This is a genomic window from Coriobacteriia bacterium (assembly GCA_013334745.1).
GTDB lineage: Bacteria > Actinomycetota > Coriobacteriia > Anaerosomatales > JAAXUF01 > JAAXWY01.
In genome coordinates this window covers 1-2595 of sequence record JAAXWY010000086.1, presented here as the reverse complement: position 1 = coordinate 2595, position 2595 = coordinate 1, and the positions used below count along the sequence as shown (strand labels likewise).

Sequence of the window (2595 nt, the reverse complement as noted above, 5' to 3'; positions counted from 1 at the left end):
CGCCCTCGGTCCTAAGACCTGCACCAACTGCGGCGCCGCAGTCGCGCCGGGTGCCAAGTTCTGTCCCGAGTGCGGCACGGCGCAGGGCTAGGTGGAACCGATGACTCGCACCAAGTGGATGCGTCTGGCGGCCGTCGCTTTGGTCGCCCTGCTCGTAGTTGCGCTGTTCGTTCCCCTCGTCGCCTCAGGGCGCGCGGGTGGCGGGCAGTCGAGTAACCCGGGCCGATCGGGCGGAAGCAGTTCGTTCGGCGGAAGCAGCGGTGGCAGCAGCGGTGGGTCGGGGATGGGCGGAGCGCTCGCGGGCGCTGCGGTCGGCTCCGCGTTGAGCGGGGGCGGCGGAAGCAGCGGAGGGTGTTGCGGCTTCATCTTCCTCGTGATCATCATCATCGTCGTCTTCGCCGTGATTCAGGGCATGAAGAAGAAGGGTCTGGACCCCGAGGCCATGCTCAACGACATGGCGTCGCAGGCGGCAGCACCGCCTCCTGCACCGATGGCACCCGCCGACTTCTCGGTGCTCAAGGATCCGGATACCGCATTCTCCGAGCAGCTGTTCTACGGCCGGGTCAACGAGATGTTCCTGGCGATACAGGAGGCGTGGGAGGCCCGCAACATGGAGCCGGCTCGCCGTTTCCTCTCACAGCAGCAGTTCGAAGTGCTCAAGGCCGGTGTCGATGAGTACGTGACCAACGGGCAGATCAACAAGCTCGACAACGTGCACATCGACAAGATCACGCCGGTCTCCGTATCGCGTGAAGGCGACGCGGACTACGTGAAGGTCATGCTCACCGCGACGATCATCGACTACACCGTCGACGAGCGCACCGGTCAGATCGTGAATCCGGGCGTGATGGGCGATGGCAAGACGCCGAAGACGTTTGACGAGTACTGGACCCTCACGCGCAAGGTCGGGGCGATCACCAAGGCCGATGCGACCATCAAGAAGTGCCCGAACTGCGGTGGCCCTGTCACCGACGGGAACTACGTCAAGTGCGCCTACTGCGGCACGATGATGAACGACCCGGCGCTTGACTGGGTGCTTCTGCGCATCGAGCAGCCGTAAGCGATAGAGCGCGAGCGGCCTAGCCGCACGCGAGCGAGACAGCAGGCCCCGCCCCTCATCCGGCGGGGCCTGTTCGCGTCTCGGGTGTCAGCACCGCGCACATACGGTACCCTCGGATTGCGCACCCGACCGAGGAGGACTCGTGCCCGACCAGACCATACCGAGCGCCGAATTCGGCATCTGCGGCGGCAGCGGCAGCCTGAGCTTCGACTTCCCCGCTGCGTTGTCCGACCCACGCGTGACGGTGCTCGCCAGCGACCTCGTGTTCGAGACACCATTCGGGCGCTCGCCCGCGTTCACGCATTTCAGGGTCGACGGCGACCACGGCCCCGTCCATGCGCTCGCGATCAAGATGCATGGCTGGCGTCGTGGCGTGAAGCGGGCCGATGCCTCGCTCCAGGCGTTCTGGGCGTTTCACGAAGCCGGAGTGCGCAAGGTGATCTCGGACGGCGGCGTAGGCTCGCTCAACCAACTGCTCGACCCGCGGGACGTCGTCGTGCCCAACGACTTCATCGACCTGACGATGAAGCAGGACATCTACGTACGGGGCGACCATCTGCTCATCATGCGCCAGCCGGTCTGCCCCGACATGGCGCGCACGCTCACCGGCAAGGCGGCCGAGGGTGACTTCGGGCGCGTCTTCGGCCGCGGCACCTACCTCGTCACTGACGGGCCGCGCTTCGAGTCACCCGCCGAGGTCGACTATATGAAGCGGCTCGGGGGCGACATCATCGGCCAATCGCTCGCACCTGAGGTCTTCCTCGCACGCGACATCGGCGCCTGCTTCGCCGGCATCTACCTCGTCGTCAACTACGGTGAAGGCATCGTGCGCGACTGGGAGCACGAGGAGCTCAAGTCCGCCTTCTACGACGAGTCCGAGGCGATCTCGCGCATCGTGCTCGACACGGTCGCCGAGACGAATCTCGGCGCCGAGTGCGGCTGCATGGAACTGCGCAAGCCCTCGCTACTCAACCTGCCCGACGAGCGCGAGCAGTAGCGGATGCGGCTTGTCTCAGCGGATTGGGTGCTGCCCGTATGCGCCGCACCGATACGTGACGGCGCGGTGCTCGTCGATGGCGACACCATCGTCCGCGTCGGCCCGCGCACAGACCTCGACGCCTCGCTCGCAGCCGATGTCGATCGCGAGCACTTCTCCGGGTGCACGATCACGCCGGGACTCGTCAACGCACACACGCACCTGACGCTCACGGCGCTCTCGGGCGTGGTGCCACCGGCGCCGTTTCACGAGTGGCTCCCCCGGCTCGTCGCCGCGATGAAGCACTGGGAGATCGCCGACCACGAGGCGTCCGGGGTCATCGGGGCCGAGCAGTCGCTCGAGTGCGGCGTGACCGTCGTCGGCGACATCGCGTATGGGGCCGCCGAGGTCGCCTCGGCGAGCGCGGCCGGCCTCGGCGGCGTCTACTACTGGGAGCTGCTCGGTCTTCCCGCCGATAAGGTCCCCGAGCACCTCGCCTACCTGCGCTATCCCGAGGCTCCCGGCGAGTACGGGGCGCGCGTCGTGTGCGGGTTGTCGC

General features: G+C 66.9%; 4 protein-coding genes. All 4 read left to right on the top strand.

From position 1 onward, the window contains the following. Positions 1-91 (top strand): zinc-ribbon domain-containing protein (locus tag HGB10_12010; GenBank protein NTU72528.1); only part of this gene is annotated, 91 nt, incomplete at its 5' end. A 9-nt stretch (positions 92-100) separates the two neighbouring features. Further along, positions 101-1060, top strand: coding sequence for a TIM44-like domain-containing protein (locus tag HGB10_12005; GenBank protein ID NTU72527.1), 960 nt, complete (start codon positions 101-103; stop codon positions 1058-1060). A gap of 142 nt (positions 1061-1202) precedes the next feature. Next, positions 1203-2057, top strand: a complete 855-nt coding sequence (locus HGB10_12000) for an MTAP family purine nucleoside phosphorylase (protein NTU72526.1) — start codon at positions 1203-1205, stop codon at positions 2055-2057. 3 nt (positions 2058-2060) lie between these two features. Next, a partial coding sequence (locus HGB10_11995; GenBank protein NTU72525.1) for an amidohydrolase family protein occupies positions 2061-2595 on the top strand: 535 nt, incomplete at its 3' end.